The sequence below is a fragment of the Geomonas sp. genome, assembly GCF_056994735.1.
Window position 1 is genome coordinate 18,019 of record NZ_JBXKJL010000154.1, and the last position, 19,164, is coordinate 37,182.

General features: G+C 61.9%; 18 protein-coding genes. 16 read left to right on the forward strand and 2 right to left on the reverse strand.

Features of this window, described 5'->3' with window-relative positions; translation table 11 throughout:
* Positions 1-61 precede the first annotated feature (61 nt).
* On the reverse strand, positions 62-484 hold the full coding sequence (locus AC11W3_RS07300) for a peptide chain release factor family protein (RefSeq protein WP_484092738.1): 423 nt from the start codon (positions 482-484) through the stop codon (positions 62-64).
* A gap of 224 nt (positions 485-708) precedes the next feature.
* Between AC11W3_RS07300 and AC11W3_RS07305 the strand changes: the two genes are divergently transcribed.
* Positions 709-1,563 (forward strand): metallophosphoesterase, encoded by an 855-nt coding sequence (locus AC11W3_RS07305; protein ID WP_484089961.1) that lies wholly within the window; start codon positions 709-711, stop codon positions 1,561-1,563.
* A 359-nt stretch (positions 1,564-1,922) separates the two neighbouring features.
* On the opposite strand, the gene AC11W3_RS07310 is transcribed toward AC11W3_RS07305, so the two are convergent.
* Positions 1,923-2,633: a cytidylate kinase-like family protein gene (locus AC11W3_RS07310; RefSeq protein WP_484089960.1), complete on the reverse strand. Its 711-nt coding sequence runs from the start codon at positions 2,631-2,633 to the stop codon at positions 1,923-1,925.
* 133 nt (positions 2,634-2,766) lie between these two features.
* Here AC11W3_RS07310 and AC11W3_RS07315 point away from each other — a divergent pair, with 133 nt between their 5' ends.
* From AC11W3_RS07315 to AC11W3_RS07385, 15 genes are all read left to right on the forward strand, one after another.
* On the forward strand, positions 2,767-3,636 hold the full coding sequence (locus AC11W3_RS07315) for an EamA family transporter (RefSeq protein WP_484089959.1): 870 nt from the start codon (positions 2,767-2,769) through the stop codon (positions 3,634-3,636).
* Between the two features lie 286 nt (positions 3,637-3,922).
* On the forward strand, positions 3,923-5,635 hold the full coding sequence (locus AC11W3_RS07320) for a tetratricopeptide repeat protein (protein WP_484089958.1): 1,713 nt from the start codon (positions 3,923-3,925) through the stop codon (positions 5,633-5,635).
* A 155-nt stretch (positions 5,636-5,790) separates the two neighbouring features.
* Complete coding sequence (locus AC11W3_RS07325) at positions 5,791-6,990, forward strand: tetratricopeptide repeat protein (RefSeq protein ID WP_484089957.1); 1,200 nt, start codon at positions 5,791-5,793, stop codon at positions 6,988-6,990.
* Between the two features lie 216 nt (positions 6,991-7,206).
* Positions 7,207-8,397: a tetratricopeptide repeat protein gene (locus AC11W3_RS07330; RefSeq protein WP_484089956.1), complete on the forward strand. Its 1,191-nt coding sequence runs from the start codon at positions 7,207-7,209 to the stop codon at positions 8,395-8,397.
* 27 nt (positions 8,398-8,424) lie between these two features.
* Complete coding sequence (locus AC11W3_RS07335) at positions 8,425-8,958, forward strand: class I SAM-dependent methyltransferase (protein WP_484089955.1); 534 nt, start codon at positions 8,425-8,427, stop codon at positions 8,956-8,958.
* Positions 8,959-9,221: 263 nt separating this feature from the next.
* Complete coding sequence (cysC, locus tag AC11W3_RS07340; RefSeq protein WP_484089954.1) at positions 9,222-9,743, forward strand: adenylyl-sulfate kinase; 522 nt, start codon at positions 9,222-9,224, stop codon at positions 9,741-9,743.
* A complete protein-coding gene (gene sat, locus AC11W3_RS07345) occupies positions 9,740-10,831 on the forward strand; it encodes a sulfate adenylyltransferase (RefSeq protein ID WP_484089953.1) in 1,092 nt (363 codons plus the stop codon). The genes cysC and sat overlap by 4 nt, the downstream gene beginning before the upstream one ends.
* Entirely contained in the window at positions 10,831-11,892 is a 1,062-nt protein-coding gene (locus AC11W3_RS07350; RefSeq protein ID WP_484089952.1) for a pyruvate kinase, read from the forward strand. Before sat ends, AC11W3_RS07350 begins: the two co-directional genes overlap by 1 nt.
* A gap of 10 nt (positions 11,893-11,902) precedes the next feature.
* Complete coding sequence (locus AC11W3_RS07355) at positions 11,903-12,664, forward strand: TSUP family transporter (RefSeq protein ID WP_484089951.1); 762 nt, start codon at positions 11,903-11,905, stop codon at positions 12,662-12,664.
* A gap of 17 nt (positions 12,665-12,681) precedes the next feature.
* A complete protein-coding gene (locus tag AC11W3_RS07360; RefSeq protein ID WP_484089950.1) occupies positions 12,682-13,794 on the forward strand; it encodes a CDP-glycerol glycerophosphotransferase family protein in 1,113 nt (370 codons plus the stop codon).
* A 99-nt stretch (positions 13,795-13,893) separates the two neighbouring features.
* Entirely contained in the window at positions 13,894-15,072 is a 1,179-nt protein-coding gene (locus AC11W3_RS07365) for a Gfo/Idh/MocA family protein (RefSeq protein WP_484089949.1), read from the forward strand.
* Between the two features lie 45 nt (positions 15,073-15,117).
* Positions 15,118-16,128 carry a GNAT family N-acetyltransferase gene (locus AC11W3_RS07370; RefSeq protein ID WP_484089948.1) on the forward strand — a complete coding sequence of 337 codons (1,011 nt, stop codon included), beginning with the start codon at positions 15,118-15,120 and terminating at the stop codon, positions 16,126-16,128.
* Positions 16,129-16,138: 10 nt separating this feature from the next.
* Complete coding sequence (locus AC11W3_RS07375) at positions 16,139-16,843, forward strand: FkbM family methyltransferase (protein WP_484089947.1); 705 nt, start codon at positions 16,139-16,141, stop codon at positions 16,841-16,843.
* 2 nt (positions 16,844-16,845) lie between these two features.
* Positions 16,846-17,643, forward strand: coding sequence for a class I SAM-dependent methyltransferase (locus AC11W3_RS07380; RefSeq protein ID WP_484089946.1), 798 nt, complete (start codon positions 16,846-16,848; stop codon positions 17,641-17,643).
* Positions 17,644-17,764: 121 nt separating this feature from the next.
* On the forward strand, positions 17,765-18,856 hold the full coding sequence (locus AC11W3_RS07385; RefSeq protein ID WP_484092739.1) for a DegT/DnrJ/EryC1/StrS family aminotransferase: 1,092 nt from the start codon (positions 17,765-17,767) through the stop codon (positions 18,854-18,856).
* Positions 18,857-19,164 lie beyond the last annotated feature (308 nt).

Genomic DNA, 19,164 nt, shown 5'->3' on the forward strand with positions numbered 1-19,164 from the left:
GCCTGGGCGTGAACATCATTCAGGGCCGCCACCGGCCACGGCCGTCATCCTTGTCGTTACCTCAATCAAGGGATTCCGGCAGATCGGCAGGCTCCTCCGCGACAGCGCCCGTTGCTTGCGCTGCAGCGGGGCCCGGATACTTGGTCCCGCTTCGCCTCTTGCGCCTGGCCTTTTGCCTCCTGAGCTTTTCCACGGCGAGATCTTTCTTGGTCGGCTTCCCGGAGAGAGCTTCAACCTTCTCGAGCAGGTAGCGCCTGGCCAGGAACCGGTTGAGAGACTGGCTGCGGGACTCCATGCACTTGACCTCGGCCCCCGTCGGCAGATGCTTCAGGTAGACGCAGGAGGAGCTCTTGTTGACGTGCTGGCCCCCGCGCCCGGAGGCGTGGATGAAGCGCTCCTCCAGATCCTCCTCGCGCACCCCCAAAAGCTCCATCCTGCTCTTCAGCCAACGGTTCTTCTCTTCGCTCACCGCGAAATCAGCCATCCGCATCCTCCATGACACCGCGCCATCATAGCCGCAGGGGCGCAGGAAGTCAAAAAATCGCCCCACGCGGAGACGCAAAGGCCGCAAAGGAAGGCCTCTCTGCGCTTACAGGGACGGGCCTCCCGGCCTTGCCTCCCGCCTCTGAGGCAACCGGGGAGGCGCTCCTGGGAACGGGGACTCGAACCCGTATGCTATACTTTCCTGCACGTCCGGAGGTCCGACCGATGGCAGTGCTGTCAAGACGCATGTTCCTTATGGGAAGCGTGACCCTTTTCCCGTATCTATACCTGGAGAGGCTCTCCGTCGCTGTGCGCCGGTACCGGGTGCCGGTGATGGGCCTTCCCCCTTCCTTCGAAGGTTTCACCATTCTGCATCTCAGCGACCTGCACGACAAGGAGTTCGGCAACGGTGGGGAAGAGCTCCTAAGGCTGCTCAGGCTGAGGAACTTCGACATCGTGGTGCTGACTGGCGACCTCGTCCAGGGTGAGGCCCCCTCCCTGATCCCGGCCCTGGATCTGGTCGCCGGCATCAGGAGGTCCTCCAACTGTCCCATCTATTCCGTTCCGGGCAATCATGACTGGAGGCTGGAGCGGGCGGAGGAGTTCAACGAGAAGCTGGAGCAGGCTGGTGTGCGGGTGCTAAGCAACACTTCCGCCGCCATCGAGAAGGGGGGAGGGAGGCTGTGGCTGGTGGGGGTGGATGATCCGGTAACGCGGCGGGACCGGCTGGAGCTGGCGCTGGATGAGGCTGATACCAATTCACCGCGGGTGCTGCTCTCTCATTCACCGCATCCCTTTCCTGATGCGGTGAGGCACGGCGTCGATCTCATGCTGGCCGGGCATACCCACGGCGGTCAGCTCCGCCTCCCCTTCATCGGGGCCTGCTTCGTTCCCGCCATGGGCTTCTTCCCCTGCTGGGACTACGGCCTGTACCGCTTAGGGCAGAGCACCCTCATCGTCAGCGCCGGCCTCGGGGAGAGCCTGGTCCCCCTGAGGGTAAACATACGGCCCGAAGTCTCCCTCATTACCCTTGGCCGCTTCCGGGGAGCTAAGCCCGATTGGCGGGACGCAACAGGGTGACCTCTCCTCGACCCGCCTCCCCCCGGTTTCCTCATCAGCCCTCGTTCGGCACTCGTTCATCAGCAGACAGTAGTTATCTTTCAAGGTGACGGGATCGAAGCCGTATTCGATTTCATCGACCCTGCACAGCCGGGCCAGCCGATGCACCATCATCCTTACCGCGGCATCGTACTCGGCGCCTACTCCCTCGCCGGCAGCCTCTTCGGCGGCATCGGCCAGTGACTTGGCAATAGCGCTGACATTGCGCGCTCCTTCCAATATTCCCAGAGCGATTTGATGGCGTTTCATACTTCCTCCGTCACTGGCAGGGATAGGTAGAGTGTGACCCTCGGCCTGCGGTGCCGAAAGCCGCTCGAGCCCTAGGCCGCTTGGGCCGGCATGATGACCTCGGCCATGAGCTTCGCGATCTGCCCGGATGTGCACCTGGCATTGTTGAATATCAGGTGGTAAAGAGTAGGCTCCGTGATGTCGCGTCCCAGAAAATCCTTGAGGAAAGCGTCGCGCTGACGCTGCTTGCTTTCGATCAGGTCCCGCGCCTCGTCGGAAGAGAGTCCCATGCGGCTCTCCACCGAGCGCACCTTGAAAGCCATGGGGGCGACGATCCTGAAGTGGAAGCAGTTACCGGTCTCCTGGGTCAAAATTGTGGCTCCGCGGCCGACCAGGATCACATTTCCTTCCTGGGCCAGGGAGATGATCTGGCGGCAGAGGAGCCGGTAGTAGTCCTTGTCGCTCTTCCACCTGCTGGAGAAGGTGGAAAGCATATCGTCGAGGAAGCGGTTCTTGTTGCCGATATCTCGCAGGAGATCTTGCGACAGGTCGTGATCCTGCGCCACCGCCTCCAGAAGGGCCCGGTCCATCACCACCCAATTGTGGCCGCTCCTCTCTTCCAGCAGGGTCCGCAACTGTTGGGCCACCGGATAGCCCTCACAGCCGAATTCCCGGGTCAAGGTGACGGTGGGATAGCGTCGCTCATCCCTTCCCAGGACGTGCTCCCGCAGGTTTCTCCGGCCTACCTCGATAAATCCTCGCAGCCTTTCTTCCACCGATGGGATGAGGACGTTCTTTGCCATACGCATCACCTGTTTCTTGGATTCGACGCCAATTAAAATTAGGCCGCTTTTTCCGGCATAGTCAACCGCTCCAGCCATATTTACGGCCGTCTCCGGCCCCTGCAGCCGGGGCGATCTGCGCTATGATTTCACGATGATCCCGCTCTGGCTGCCCCTTACCGTCGTCTCGGCGTTTTGCCTTGCTACCAGCGATGCCCTCACCAAGAAGGCGGTCAGCGGGCACAACGAGTATCTCGTCACCTGGCTGAGGATTCTCCCGGCGATGCCCCTTTTCCTGCTGCCGCTCCCTTTCCTCACCATCCCCACCCTGACCACGGAATTCTATCTCTGCCTCTTCGCCGGTCTCCCGCTGGAGGCCGTGGCGCTCTTTCTGTACACCAAGGCCCTCAAGCTCTCCCCGCTCAACCTGACCCTCCCGCTTTTGTCCCTGACACCGCTCCTCCTCCTGGTGGTCCCGTTTCTGCTCCTCGGCGAAACGATCTCCCTTTGTGGAGGGGGCGGCATCGTCCTGGTAGCTATAGGAGGATACCTCCTGAACGCCCGGCGAGGGCAGGGCGGACCGCTGGCGCCCCTTAAGTCCATGTTCCGCGAGAAGGGATCGCTCTGCATGATCTGCGTCGCCGCCATCTACAGCATCACCTCCGCCCTCGGAAAGCGCGCCATCACCCTGTCCTCTCCCCTGTTCTTCGCGGCACTCGACTTGCCGCTGCTCGTCCTCATTACGGCTCCACTGGCCCTGTACATGGGAAAAGGGGAGCTGCGACGCGTCTTGCGTAACGGCACCGTGGCGGCCTCGGCGCTGCCGGCGCTCTTCTACGCCCTCCAGATAATCGCCCACATCTATGCCATAAAGTCGACCAACGTGGCCTACATGATCGCCGTCAAGAGGCTGAGCCTCCTCTTCGGCGTCCTGTACGGGCGCTACATGTTCGAGGAGAGGGGCGGGCTGGTCGCGACGGTGCTGATGCTGACGGGGGTCTTCCTCATCGTGCTGGGGGAATAGAGCCTGTCGGATTATTGACCCGTTCCTCCATACAAAAAGTTGACTCCCCTGCCACAGTCGAATTGCCTCCGGCACAAGAAGCTTCTGGCGCTCCCCGGCTCCCCGCGCGGCGGCCGACGCCGTCCCGGGGGGGGCACGCGGCCTCCTTGGTGCCGTCCCGGCAGCTGGCATGGCAGTTGCTTTCCCGTACCTGACTCTCCTCGCACTTTTGAGGGACTAGCCCCTAGCCCCTGCCGTTAAATATGCAGTGCTTCAGATCAAAGAGACCCATACAACGGAGATAACGATGAGCCAATCAGAATTGCGCCCCGGCGCAGCCGCCGGCGGCGAATGCATGCCCCTACTTACCGCCATAGTGGTGACCAGGAACAAGGAGTCGCACATCCGGGAGTGCCTGACCGGCCTCATGGAACAGAGTGTGGCGGGGAATATGGAGGTCGTTGTCGTCGATCAGGGCTCGGAGCAGTCCGAGTCGGCCATCATCGCCGACCTCCAGCGCAGGCATAAGAACCTGATTTCCCTCAGGAGCCCGGCTCCCGGGGCGTTTGCCGGCGTCAACCTCGCCGTCAGGATCGCCTCGGGGAGATACCTCACCATCCTCGAGGCCGCCGACAGGATGAAAGAGGATGCCTACCAGACCCTCGCTCAGGCACTGGAGGAGGACAGTGAGGCCATGGTGGCCTACGGCGACACCTCCTTCACCGCCATCCCCCACCAGAGCTTCGCCAACCACACGAGCTACGGGAAGATGATCTGGCCCGACTACACCCACGAGCAACTGGCCCAGCTATCCGAGGTGGCCCCGCACCCGATGTGGCGCAGGGAACTCCATGACAGCATCGGCGGAATCGGCGAAAATGACGGGGCCCTGCGCGAATTCATGCTGAGGGCGGCCGAGCGCTTCCGCTTCGTCCATGTCCCGGCTTTCACCGGGCTGAAGTTGATCCACAATGAAGCGGCTGCCCACGCCCATCCTTCTCCTCCCGCGCGGCCCGCGGCTGCAGCGCCGGCAGCACCGCTACCTGCGGCGCCGGTGGCCGAGCCCGCGGCCGACGAGGCGTACGCAGCCATCGCCGCGGTGGTGAAGGGGGAAAATCACCTGCAGGCTGCCAAGGCGGTGGAAAGGCACCTGGAGAGATATCCCGACCACGCCGTGGCCCATAACGACATGGGCGCTCTCTACTACAGCCTAGGCCTCAGCGATAAGGCGCTACGGCACTACCGCCGCGCGGTCGAACTCAGCCCGGAGGAGAACACGTACCAGAAGAACCTCGCGGACCTGCTCTACGTCGAGGAAGGGCAGATTGACGAGGCTATCTCCATCTACCTGGAGCTGCACAGGAGATCGCCCAGAGACCTCGAGACCCTGCTGAACCTCGGCATCATCAGCGAAGGCGTGGGGCAGCCGGCGGAAGCCGAGTCGTTCTACCAGAGGGCGCTGGAGGTCGAACCTTGGAACCAGACGGTGCGCGAGCGCCTGACGGAGCTGAGGAATCGCCAGCCGGAGGGGGCGTCTGTCCCGGAGGACGAAGAGCCGGCAGAGGATCTTTATGAAAAAGCCCGGGCGCTGGCGGCGCAGGGCAATGCCGACGCTGCCATCGCGGAACTGGAGAAAATCGTGGCGGTTTACCCCGACTTTCCGGCGGCCCATAACGACCTCGCAGTGCTCTACCACGAAAGAGGTCAGACGGAAGAGGCGCTGGCTCACTACGAGAAGGCGGCGGCGCTGGTGCCGGGCAACAGCACCTTCCAGAAGAACCTGGCCGACTTCTACTTCGTCGAGAGACGCAACGTGGACGGCGCCATCGAGATCTACCTCGACCAGCTGAAGAAGGAGCCGCGCAACATCGATACCCTGATGAACCTGGGGAACATCTGCATCATGCTGGATCGCCCCGAGGAAGCCGAGACCTTCTACGGGAAGGTGACCCAGCTCGAACCGTGGAACCAGGCGGCACGCGAGTCCCTGACCACCCTGCGCCGCTGCGTCAACGGCTGAAAACGCTGCAACACCAACACCAGCCCCTCACCCCGACCCGGGTGAGGGGTCTTCCCTTCCCGCTGCACTGACGTGACACAGACCTTTTTTGCGTTAAACTTGCGTACCGGAAAAAGTAGACCCGTAGCCCCCATCAATTGCGATTTGGAGGGATTATGGCAAACCTTCTGGACGGCGTCACTTCAGGCAAAGCCTACGAATTCTTCAGCACTCTCTCCTCCACCGAAAACCAGCAGGCCATGGCCAGCAACGCGCTCGGCAGCGGCATCGACGCCTACCAGAAAAAGGACTACACCAAGGCCGCGAGCGAGTTCAAGCGGGCCATCGCCATGGACCCGAGCAACCCCCAATCGTACAACTACCTGGCCAACGCCTACATCAAGCAGAACAAGCTGGGCGAGGCGATAAAGACCCTGAAGAACTCCCTTTCGATCGATCCCTCGCAGGACTCGGTCCACAGCACCCTGGCGAACATCTACATGTCCCAAAAGGACTATGCGAAGGCGGAGAAGGAATTCAAGGAAGCCATCAAGTTGAATCCCGCGGACACCGTGGCGCCCTATACGCTGGGACAGATGTACCAGCAGTTAGGCCGCTATACCGATGCGGAAAACCAGTTCAAGAAGGTGATCCGCATGGCACCCAACGACCCCAACCCGTACTACGCCTTGGGGGCCACCTACAACAAGGAGGGAAGGAATGCGGAGGCGGTGAAGCAACTGGCCCAGGCTGTCAAGCTGAGGCCGAAGATGGTAGCCGCCCACTTCGAGCTCGGCGTGGCCTATTCCGAATTGGGCGACAGCTACAAGGCGCAGAGGGAGGTGACTAGCGTGACCAATCTCGACGCCGCGCAGGGTGCCCTTCTCAAGGCAACTATCGCACAACCCAAATTATTAGCGGTAGGCGGGGGAGCCAACGACAACTTCGGAACCGCCCTGGAGCCGGGGACCGAACTCCTGACAATTTTGGGAGTCAATCCCGCGACACATGAGCTGAACAAGTCCAAGGAGTTCACCCTGACCTTCACCTTCGATTCTGAAATGGATGCGGAATCGGTCCAGGACCTGAGTAACTGGACCATGACCAAGGCCAGCGGCGGGGTCGCGGGGTACTACAACAACATGCTCTCCATGCTGCCGACCGAGGCCTACATCCCGCAAAACCCCACCAGCGTCGTGTACGACCCCGAAAACCGGCAGGCCACCGTCACCTTCATATTGAGCCAGAACTCCACCAACAACGCCACCATCGATCCCTCCCACCTCGTCTTCAAGTTCTCCGGCACCGATGCCCGTGGCAAGACCATGGATCCGAGAGCCGACGAGTTCGACGGCTGGGCGACACTTCCCTTCTAGCCCCACGACGCCACGATCGGTCTCCCCGGTGCTCCCCACTGCCTCCCTTTCCCATAACTCCCATGGCATACCCGTTGCAATCTGTCTTTCGGCCCATCTCATGAAGAGCACCCCTTGAAGGAATTTATTAGCCCAGCAGGCATCTTTTCCTCAAGTTTCCTGAAGAAAGGCCGAAAGACCCTACACCGAATGCCACCTAAAGCCATGGAGGGATGTATGGCAAGTACCGGCTCCGCCTCTGCATACGACGTATTCAACACTCTCGGGTCCGTTCAACAGGGGCAGCAGACGATGGCGAGCAATGCGCTCAGCAGCGGCATCGACGCCTACCAGAAGAAGGACTACACCAAGGCCGCGAACGAGTTCAAGCGGTCCATCGCCATGGATCCGACCAACACCCAGTCGTACAACTTCCTGGCCAATGCCTACATCAAGCAGAACAAGATCAGCGAAGCCATCAAGACCCTGAAGAGCTCGCTCTCGATCGACCCGTCGCAGGATTCCGTCCACAGCACGATGGCCAACATTTACATGTCCAAAAAGGATTACAGCAATGCCGAAAAGGAATTCAAGGCGTCCATCAAGCTGAATCCGACCGATACCGTTGCGCCCTATACCCTCGGGCAGATGTACCAGCAGATCGGCCGCTATTCCGACGCGGAAAACCAGTTCAAGAAGGTCATCCGCATGGCCCCGAAAGACCCCAACCCTTACTACGCCCTGGGGGCCACCTACAACAAGGAGGGGAAGTATTCGGAGGCGGTCAAGCAACTGACCCAGGCGGTCAAGATCAGGCCGAAGATGGTCGCCGCCCACGTCGAACTCGGTGTCGCCTATTCCGAGTTGGGGGACGCCACCAACGCGCAGAAGGAAGTCGATACCGTGACCAACCTCGACGCCACCCAGGGCGCCCTGTTGAAGGCCACCATCGCCCAACCCAAAATGGTTTCGGCAGGGGGGGGGACACTCGACAACTTCGGTACGGCGCTTCAGGCCGGGACCGACCTCATGGCACTTTTAGGCGTGAACCAGGTGACGCAGCAGCCGAACCAGTCGAAGCAATTCACCCTGACCTTCAGCTTCGACTCCCAGATGGACGCGGAATCGGTACAGGACACCAGCAACTGGACCATAAACAAGGCCAGCGGCGGAGTGGCGGGGTATTACAACAACATGCTCTCGGTACTGCCGACCGAGGCCTACATCCCGCAAAACCCCAGCAGCGTCGTCTATGATCCCAACAACCAGCAGGCGACCGTGACCTTCATACTGAGCCAGAATTCCACCAACAACGCCACCATCGACCCCTCGCACATGGTCTTCAAGTTCTCCGGAAAAGACGCCAGAGGGAAGGTCATGGATCCCACCGCCGACGAGTTCGACGGCGCCGCGCAGACCCCCTTCTAGGTGGGGGCCGCGTCTACAGGAGGCAGCATGCTGCGAAGACTACACATCGGCGGCGTTGTCCCGGCAGAGGGGTGGGAGATCATGAACATCTCTCCCGCGCCGCACGTCGACCACCTGGGCAATGCCAACGACCTCTCCCGCTTCCCTGATTCCTCCCTCGATGCCATCTACTCCTCCCACACCCTGGAGCACTTCGACTACCAGTCGGAACTGCTGGCGACGCTCAAGGAGTGGCACCGTGCCATGAAGCCCTTCGGCACCCTGTACGTGAGCGTCCCGGACCTGGACGTGCTGGCGCGTATCTTTCTGGAAAAGGAGAGGCTGACCGTGGACGAGCGCTTCCATGTGATGCGCATGATCTTCGGCGGCCACATGAACCAGTACGATCACCACGGCGTCGGGCTCAACGAGGATTTCCTCACCTACTTTCTGAACGAGGCCGGCTTCTCCCTCATCATGAAGGTGGAAGAGTTCGGCATGTTCCAGGACGACAGCACCTTCAGGTTTAAGGACGAGTTGATAAGCCTCAACATGATCGCCAGGAAGCTCCCCGGACAGTAAATAACCGGCTCCCCGCCCCGTGTCGGAGCCACGTTGTCACCTCCCCTGTCGTTCCGGGGGCTCCGCCCCTCGCGTCACCGTCTCCCCTGTCATTCAATTTTTTGACGCAGTATCCCGCCCTGTTACCTAGCAATTCCGGCCACTTGTCCCCCGCCGATCCATGGCATAGCCATTGCACAATCCTCCCCAGCATGTCTAATGAAGAAGCTCGTTATAAAGCTCCAATTAATACTCCTCCGGCGCCCCTCCAATCGGAAGAGCCCATGCCGGTGATCTGGCTTACCGGCATCTCCGGAGCAGGCAAGACCACCCTCGCCAGGAAACTGGCAGCCGAGCTGAAAGAGGGGGGAAGGGCGGTCAAGCTGCTCGATGGGGACGAGGTCAGGCGGTTTTTTGAAAACGACCTCGGTTACACCAGGCAGGAGCGGATCTTCAACATCAAGAGGATCTCCTTCACCGCCCAGCAGCTGAGCGAGTGCGGCATCACCGTCGTGGTCGCCAACATCGCCCCCTACTACGAAGTCCGCGATTTCCTGCGCAGAAAACTCACCAACTACATCCAGATCTACCTGAGGAGCTCGCTTGATGTGGTGATGGAGCGGGACGTTCAGGGCCATTACCAGAAAAACCGCAACGGCCAGATGAACAACCTGATCGGCATCGACGACGTCTACGAGGTCCCGAGATCCCCCGACCTGACCCTGGAGACCGGAAGCGAGCCGGCTGAGGAGTCTTTCGCCAAGCTGGCGGAGTTTCTTCGCCAGAGAGGAGTGCTGTCACGATGAATGCCCCGGTGCGGTTGCAGATAAACGCGGAGTCCTGGCTGGAGCTGGTCAACCTGATCGACGGGGTGCTCCATCCGCTGAAGGGGTTCATGGGGAGCCGCGACTATCGCTCGGTGGTCGACGAGATGCGCCTTGCCGACGGCAGCCCGTGGACCATTCCGGTGACCCTCGAGCTTCCGGAAGGGCTGCGCCGCGAGGTCTCGGCGAGCGAGCGAGTGACGCTGGTGAACGAGGCCGGCGAGCCGGTGGGGGAATTGACGGTACTGGACGTCTTCCAGGTGCAGGCAGACGATCTTCGCAAGGTCTTCGGCACCGATGAGATGGCCCATCCCGGCGTCAGGAAGGAGGCCGAGCGCTCCCGTTGGCGGGTCGGCGGTTCCGTCCTGCTCCTCAAGCGCGTTTCCTTCGCCTTTCCAGACCTGAACCTCACTCCGGCGGAAACCAAGGCCCTCTTCAAGGCCAAGGGGTGGAAGACGGTGGTCGGTTTCCAGACCCGCAACCCGATCCACAGGGCTCACGAGTACCTGCAGCGGGTGGGGATGGAGTTCGCCGACGGCATCTTCGTCCAGCCCCTGATCGGCTGGAAGAAGCCGGACGACTTCTCCCCGCTGGCGGTTGTCAGCGCCTATCGAGCCATGTTCGAGCAGTTCTACCCGCGGGCCCACGCGGCCCTCGGGCTCCTCTCCACGCCGATGCGCTACGCGGGTCCGCGCGAGGCCGTCTTCCATGCGCTGATCCGCAGGAACCACGGCTGCACCCACTTCATCGTGGGCCGGGACCATGCCGGGGTCGGCGACTATTACGGAATGTACCAGGCCCAGGAGCTCTGCCGGAGCTTCGACGACCTGGGGATCACCATCCTGCCGCTGCGGGGACCTTTCTACTGCAGCAAGTGCAACGGCATCGTCACCGACAAGAGCTGCAGCCACGGCGACCACGACGTCATGTCGGTCTCCGGGACCAAGCTGAGGAGCATGCTGCTGCAGGGGGTGCGCCCGCCCATCGAGTACATGCGGGCCGAGATCAGCGAGGTGCTGATCGGGCTGGCACGGGAAAATAAACTTTTCAACGCGCAAGGAGAGGCCTAGTGAGTTTCAAGGTTATCGTGACTGTCGGCCCAGCCATTCTGGACGGGAAGAAGCTAACGGAGATCAACTCCCTTGGAGAGTGCATCTACCGGATCAACGGGGCCCACGCCAACGCGATCCAGATGGAGCAGATCGTTCGCCGGATCAGGTCGGTCCTTCCGGACGCGAGGATCATGATCGATCTTCCCGGCAACAAGGTGCGCACCAGCAACCTGCCGCTGCCGATCCCGCTCACCAGGGGGGAGTCGTTTCTGTTGAACAGCTTCGAGGTCAACTACCCGCACTTCCACCGGCACCTCAAGGCGGGCGACATCATGTACGCCAACGACGCCACCTACGAACTCGAGGTCGTCGCGGTCGAGGGTGATGCCATCCGGCTCCTCTCCCGCTCCACCGGCTCGCTCGGCTCGAACAAGGGCCTCCACGTCACCGGCATCCACGCCGACATCCCCTTCCTCTTCGAACGCGACGTCGAACTGATCCGGGGCGCCTGCAAATTGGGCCTGGACGTGATCTCCCTTTCCTTCGTCCGCAACGTCGAGGATATCGAGGCGGCCCGCACCCTGATCGGGCAGGAAGGGGGGAGCGAGATCGAGATCTTCGCCAAGGTCGAGACCGCCATGGCCATGGACAACCTCGCCGCCATCCTCAAGTCCGTCAGCACCGTCAACGTCGACCGCGGCGACCTCTCCTCCGACATCGGCCTCCTCAATATCGCCCGCGCCCAGGGCACGGTGGTCGACAGCGCCCGGGCAGCCGGCAGGGACGTCTTCCTGGCGACCCAGTTTCTCAAGAACATGGAGCGCGAGCCGGTACCCCTGATCTCCGAGCTGATCGGCCTGCACCAGGTGGTGCAGGAGGGGGTGACCGGGATCCAGCTCTCCGAGGAGACCGCGGTCGGCAAGTACCCGGTCGAGTGCGTGAAGATGGTCTTCGATGTGGTCAACAACCACGCCGTCACCTCGTCCAGGTCAGGGAGGCGCATGACCTACGCGCAGCTCAGGATCAGCGACGTCGAGGCTCCCGCGGCCGAGCCGGCAATCGTGGCGCAGCAGGGGTAGCGGAGCGGCCATGCACGAGGCAGCTCTTTTGATGGGAACGGGAGGCGGCAGCGAGGCTTTGGTCCTGGTGGCGCTGATCATGGTGCTCTCGGTGGTGCAGGGTCTCTTCGGCGTCGGGCTGCTGGTCTTCGGCACTCCTACGCTGCTGCTGCTCGGCTACCCCTTCCACGAGGCGCTGGCGTTCCTCCTTCCCAGCTCGGTGCTGATCAGCACGCTGCAGGTCGTGCAAGGGAGAAAGCGCATCCAGCTGCACCGCTCCTTCCTCTGGGCCCTCCCGCCGCTTTTGGCGGGGCTGGTCCTGGTGCTCACCGGCGCCATCAGCATCGACATCAAGCTCCTGGTAGGCATCCTCATGGTCCTCTCGGTGGCGGTGCGCCTCAGCGAGACGCTGAAGGAGCGGATCCACCAACGCCTTTCCCGAAGCACCCGTGGCTACATGGCCGTCATGGGGCTGGTCCACGGCGTCTCCAACATGGGAGGAGCCCTCCTGACCATCCTGGCCGCCTCGCTCTTCAGGACCAAGGAGGAGATCCGCGCCAACATCGCCTGCTGCTACCTGGTCTTCGGGCTCTGCCAACTGGCCGTGCTGGCTCTCTGCCACCCGCAGTCGCTCTCGCTGAAGAGCGTGATGCTCCCCGCCTTCGCGCTGGCAAGCTACACCACCCTGGTCCAGCTCATCTACCTCAGGACCAGCGACAGGAAATACCAGGCCTTCATCACCATCCTCATGCTCTGCTACGGGCTGGTGCTCCTGGGGCACAGGCTGATCTAGAAAACACCGGAGAGAGCATGATCATCGACAAAATAGGCTTCCTCATCCACAGCGCGGAACTGGTCAATCACTACGGCTCCATCTGCGAAAAGCTCGAGCCGGGCTCGTACGAGTTCGTGCTCCTCAACATGCCGCCCGCGGAGATCGACTTCCTGGTCGGCTGGCTGAACCAGCGGAACATCGCCTTTCGATCGGTCTACGACCTCCCCGGGAAGTATAAGATCCTGGTTTCCAACCACTGCATGAGCGGAGGAGGAGAGGAGAAGTACCTCCCGGAGATCGTCGGGGACTTCAACGTCCGGTTCATGTACGCCCTCGGCAAGGACGCCTGGCACTTCGCGGAGTGGAACGAGCTTTACGACCTGATCCTCTGCTACGGGCCGTACCAGGCGCAGAACCTGCGCCACTTCAAGCGCCCTCTGACCATGCAGGTCGGCTATCCGCGCTACGACGACTACTTCACCGCCGACTGGGACCGCGACACGCTCGCCGAGAGCTTCGGCTGCGATACCGGCAAGGAGACCATCCTCTGGCTTCCGACCTGGAAGCAGCTCTCCTCGCTGAACGAATCCTATATCAGCGAAATCTCCAAGCTGACCCGCTTCTACAACGTGATCGTAAAGCCGCACCCCCTGACCTTCCAGTGCGTCGACGCCGGGGAAGCGCACAAGATGGAGCTCCTGAGGGCTGCCCGCTTCACCCGCATCATCGACACCATCCACGGGAACTCCACCCTCTTCAAGGTCGCCGACCACGTCATCGCCGATTACGGCGGCTCCTCGTTCGGTGCACTCTACACCGACCGGCACCTGATCCTGCTGGACGTGGAGGGTGCGCGGCAGCACGACAACATCAACGGTCAGTCGTCCGAGTTCCTGCTCCGGGAGAGGATCGGGAGTTACAACCCCGACAGCATCAAGACCCTGATCTACGACCTGATGGATGGCGCTGCCGAGGCTGCACAGCGGCAGCTCCGCCAGGAGCTGAGGGAGATGTTCTTCGCCCCCTATTACGGCAACGCATCGGCCATGGCGGCCCATATCCTGTCGCTGGTCCACGGCAAGCTGGCTCCGGGAGGGAACCCGGCACTGGCCCGCCACCTGCTGCAGTCGCTAGGCAGTAACCGCTGACCCGCGAGGGAGCGTGCAGGAGCGGCCCCCCCCCGGCCGCGAACCCACGGCAAAGTCAATGACCACCAGGCAGCCCGGGCTGCCACAAAGAGGAAATCAATGGAAAGAATCATGACGTCGGGTCCAGTAAGTTTCGCAGTCGTCGGCTGCGGCAGTATCGGAAAGCGGCATATCGCGGTCATCGACCAGGAGCCACGGGCTGTCCTGGCGGCAATCTGCGACATCGACCCCGTCCAGCTTCAGGCCATGCAGGAGCTCTATCCGGGCGTCCCCGCCTTCACCGACTACGCCGAGATGCTCCGCGGCGTCGAGTGCGAGGTGGTCAACATATGTACTCCGCACGGCCTCCACGCCTCCATGGCGATCGATGCGGCCAAGGCCAAAAGGAACGTCCTGGTGGAGAAGCCGATGGCCCTCAATGCCGAGGACTGCGAGCGCATGATCGAAACCGCCAAGGAAAACGACGTGCTCCTCATGGTGGTGAAGCAGAACCGCTTCAACGTGCCGATCGCCCTGACCAAGATGGCCCTGAAGAGCGGGAAGCTCGGGCGCATCTTCATGGTCCAGAGCAACATCCTCTGGAACCGGCACCAGGGCTACTACAACGACTCCCCCTGGCGCGGCAAGACCGCTCTGGAAGGGGGAGCGCTTCACACCCAGGCCAGCCATTTCATCGACCTCATGATCTGGTGGTTCGGCGATGTGGTCAGCGCCAAGGCCAGCGTGGCCACCAGGAACCACGATATCGAGATCGAGGACTGCGGAACCGCCATCGTGGAGTTCGCCTCCGGGGTGATGGGTTCGCTGACCTGGACCACCTGCGTCTACAACAAGAACTACGAGGGGAGCATCACCATCGTTGGCGAGTACGGGACCATCAAGATCGGCGGCCAGTACCTGAACAAGATCGAGTTCTGGGACGTGCGCTCGCTGCCGCTCCCCGAGGGGACCCAGTTTACCGACAAGCCCAACGCCTACGGCAAGTACCAGGGGACCAGCTCGAACCACGACAAGGTGATCGACAGCGTAGTCGGCACTCTCCTTCATGAGCGTCATGACGTAATCGAGGGGGATGAGGGGATTCGGACCATCCATGCCATCGACAAGATCTACGCCGCCGCTAGGGCCGCGGCCCGGACCGCTCCGCGCCTGACCTCGGCGGGCGAGTTCATGGCGGGGAGGGTGGCGAGACCGGTCAAGGCCGCCGCGGTTACCTCAACCCCGTACCAGGGGGAGGTAACCCAGGAGGCGGACGAGGCGGTGAGGGCGTCTGTTTAGGTATGTAGGACGGGCCCGGTTGACGAAGGATTAAGGATCTCGGTGATGAAGATAATCAATGCAGAAGACATAACAGCATGGCCGCAGGGCAACCTCTTCACCAGCCGCGAATGGCTGGAGGTCTTGTCCGGGTGTTACGGATTCACCTTCAAGGCGGTCGCGGATGACGACGGCCTGCCGCGGATGTTCTTCTGCATCGTGGAAGACATTTTCGGGAAAAGGGTCATCTCGTTGCCCTTCAGCGACTATACCGAGCTTGGTCCCGTGACCGGTGATGAGATCGGAGAGTTCAGCCGCTGCATCACCGCGGCCTATCCAGGCATGCCGCTGACCCTGAAGCTTGTGGGGGATTACGACCTCTCCGGGGCCGGCTTCAGCAGGTCGCGCAACGCCTTCTGCCACCGCATCGCCCTCTCCGGGAAGGTCGAGGAGATCTGGCAGCGGACCTCGCACGCCTTCCGGAAGGGGGTCGGCAAGGCCGAACGCAGCGGGCTCAGCTTCGAGATCTGCAACGATTACAGCGGGCTCGACGCCTTCTATGGCCTCCTGGTGGAACTACGCAAGAAGAAGTACCGCATCCTTCCCCAGTCCAAGGACTTCTACGCCCTCCTGTTGAACAGATTCTCCGCCGACGGTGCCGGTTACCTCTGCACGGTCCGGAAGGAGGGGAGGGTGCTGGCGGCGGCCATGATACTGCGCAGTGGCGGGATGCTCTTCGACAAGATGGGGGTCTCCGACACCGAGTTCCAGGATTTGCGTCCCAACAACCTGCTCCTGTGGGAGGTCATGAAACTCGGCAAGGCCATCGGGGCCACCCACCTCGACATGGGTCTGACCCAGGCCGACCACGAGGGGCTTCTGGCCTTCAAGGACTCGCTCGGCGGTGAGCGGCTGCCCGTCTTCTACCACCGCCATGACCCGGTCGACTTCGACCACCCGCGCGAACAGGCGACCAAGGAGATGCTCAAGCAGGTCACTCAGTACCTGGTGGACGCGGACCTTGACCACGGCCGGCTGTCCCAGGCCGGGACCATGCTCTACAAATATTTCTGCTGAAGGAGTAGCAATGAGAACGCTCGAAACCGTCAAGATAGAGAACTATTCCATGCGCTACCGGACCGATTCCCACGATCGCTCCATCATCGAGGAGGTCTGGGAGAAGGGCGCCTACGCCAGGCATTTCCCGAAGGGAAAGAGGGCCGTCATCGTCGATATCGGTGGTCATAACGGATACTTCGCCCTCTACGCCGCCCGCCACACCGCCGACGGTTCGCGCATATACTCCTTCGAGCCGATGGACGACAACTTCAGCATCCTCACCGAGAACCTGAGCCTGAACGGCGTGGACAAGGTCGTAGCGCGCCAGAACTGCGTCGCCGCCAGCGACGGCACCCTGACCATGTACGTGAACAGCGCCCACACCGGCGGGCACAGTCAGTACCGGGAGCGGATCGAGAAGTACAAGCTCGACCACATCGAGGAGGTCGAGCGGACCTGCGTAGCCTTCAGCAAGGCCGTTCCCTCCGAGGTCGAGGAGATCGATTACTGCAAGATCGACTGTGAAGGGGCGGAGTTCGACATCCTGCTCCAGACGCCGCGGGAATTCCTGCGCAAGGTGAAGGTTTACGCGATGGAGTTCCACGAGTTCGGAGGTCACAAGGTGGAGGAGCTTTTGGAACTCTTCAAGAGCCTCGGCTACACCGTGACCCACCAGTTCACCCCCAGCAAGCTCGGCATCAGCTTCGGCGACCTCCTGGCGGTGAGGAACTGACCATGCAGGTTGACCACAAGCGGACACTCGAAGAGGCGGCGCAGCAATACGATATCCCCAATGATTTCGAACAGGTGAATATCGAGCTGGCTACCCGGCTGATCACGCCGTTCTGCGAGGGGAAGGATGTCCTCGAGATAGGCTGCGCCTCCGGGGAGATGTCGGCGGAGCTTCTTTCCTGCAGCAGGAGCCTCACCATCGTCGAGCCGGCCCCGACTTTCCATGAGCTGGCAGTGAAGCGGTTCGGGGGCAAGGTGCGCGTTCACGGCTGCTTCCTGCACGAGGTGGAGGAGGTAAGGACCTTCGACGTCATCGTCATGGCCAGCCTGCTCCATCACATCGAGGACCCGCTCGCGTTCCTGGCCACCGTACGCCCCTTCTGCGGCACCAAGACCCGCATACTGGCCACCGTGCCGCACGTGAAGTCTCTGCACCGCCGGGTGGGAGTGCGGGCGGGGGTGATCCGGGAAGTCTCTGACGACACCGAGCGCAACAAGCTCTACCGGCAGTTCGGCAAGTATGATCGGGAAAACCTCACGACCCTCTTCGAGGAGGCGGGCTTCAAGGTGCAGGAGTGTTTCGGCTACATGCTGAAGCCCTTCTCCAGCGAGCAGATGATGGCCCTCCGGCTGGACAGCAACATCATCGATGCCCTCTTCGAGGTGGGGAAGGAATTCCCCGAGCTGAGCAGCCAGCTTTTCCTCTCTGCGACGGCGGCCATGGGTGAATATCTGTTCGGCGTCAAGCCGCACAACCGGCAGTACGAGGTGGCAAGTTTCGCTGTCGGCGGTGGGGCGTAAAACTTCCCTTGGCTGCTTCGGCCACGATCTCGCACGTGGCGCCTTCACCCACCCCCTGTCCCCCTCACGTCAAGGGAGGGGATGTAGACGATAGCGGAGTTTGCTGTAAGGAGAGATGACTTTGAAAGTACCCTTTCTTGATCTGAAAGCGCAGTACCGGGAGATAAAGACCGAGGTCGATGAGGCGATGGCCCGGGTAATCGGGGAGTGCAGCTTCATCGGCGGGAGCGAGGTCCGGAGCTTCGAGGAGGCGTTTGCCGGCTATCTCGGGGCCTCCTCCTGCATCGGGGTGGGGAACGGCACCGACGCACTGGAAATCGCCCTGGAAGCACTGGATCTGCCGGGGGGGAGCGAGGTCGTCGTACCTGCGAACAGCTTCATAGCCACCTCCGAGGCCGTCACCCGCTCCGGCCACCGGGTGGTATTCTGCGACTGCGACCCCGAGACCTACACCCTGTCCATCCCCGATGCCGCCCGGCGCATCACGCCCGCCACCAGGGCCATCATCCCGGTGCACCTTTACGGGCAGCCCTGCGACATGGAAGGGGTCCGGCAGCTCGCGGATGCCCATGGCCTCAAGGTCATCGAGGACTGTGCGCAGGCACACGGAGCCACCTTCCACGGGAAGAAGATCGGGACCTTGGGCGACGTGGCAGCCTTCAGTTTCTACCCCGGCAAGAACCTGGGCGCCTACGGCGACGGCGGCGCCATCGTCACCTCCAATCAGGACCTCGCCACCCGCTGCCGGATGATCGCCAACCACGGCCGGATTTCCAAGTACGACCACGAGTTCGAGGGGAGAAATTCGAGGCTGGACGGACTGCAGGCCGCGGTGCTCACGGTGAAGCTGGGGCATCTGGAGGCCTGGACCGAGTCCCGCCGCAGGAATGCGGCGCGCTACAGCGAGCTGCTGCAGGGCACCCCGTTAGTGACCCCGGTGGAGCGCCCGGGGCTGCGCCACGTCTACCACCTCTACGTGGTGCGGGTCGAGGAGAGGGACCTGGTGCAGGGGCGGCTGAAAGAGGCGGGGATAGATAGCGGCGTTCATTATCCGATTCCGCTCCCGTTTCTGAAGGCCTATCGGCACCTCGGCCACCGGCAGGAAGATTTCCCGGTGGCAGCGGCATACCAGGGGAAGCTCCTGTCGCTTCCCATGTTCCCGGAGCTGAGCGAGGAGCAGATAGAGCGGGTCTGCCAGGTCCTGCGAGCTTAGGGGGAAAGGCTTCAGCCCGAACGGAGTACACAGGTAGTCGTTGGGCGGACATGGTGCCTACGGTTTTTACACTGGCACTCTTTTCGAAGGGGCAAGGACTTTCGGTCCTGAGGGGTAATGAAAGCCGTTCGTGCCGAGCTTGTCGAAGCACGAAAAACCGTGGTTTTAGCATCGGTCAGTGATCATGAAAGGGTGAATCATGTGCGGAATTGCCGGCATCTACAGCTTTAACAGCGTCGTCTCCCAGAAAGAGATCGACCGCTTCACCGATACCGTGGCCCATCGGGGCCCGGACGGGCGCGGGACGT